The sequence below is a fragment of the Priestia sp. SIMBA_032 genome (assembly GCF_046535215.1).
Classification (GTDB): Bacteria; Bacillota; Bacilli; order Bacillales; family Bacillaceae_H; genus Priestia; species Priestia aryabhattai.
The window spans coordinates 1-243 of sequence record NZ_JAWRXD010001383.1 but is presented as its reverse complement, the minus strand read 5'-3'; the positions used below and the strand labels follow the sequence as shown (position 1 = coordinate 243).

At 41.2% G+C, this 243-nt stretch carries 1 pseudogene; it reads left to right on the top strand.

Annotated features, from left to right (window positions below):
• Positions 1-243: pseudogene (locus SB717_RS38860) on the top strand (primosomal protein N'); the annotation flags it as partial.

Here is a 243-nt window from a genome sequence, read left to right as displayed (position 1 = left end):
AAGATAATCCGAGGTATCATGCAAGAGATGTAGCTATCTGGAGAGGGCAATATCATAAATGTCCTATCGTTCTTGGTAGTGCGACACCAACACTTGAATCGTTTGCAAGGGCGAAAAAAGGTGTTTATGAACTACTAACAATGGAAAAACGTATGAATGAACAAGCTTTACCAACGGTAGAGATTGTTGACATGCGAGAAGAACTTCGTGACGGGAATAGATCAATGTTTTCTAAGGCGCTGC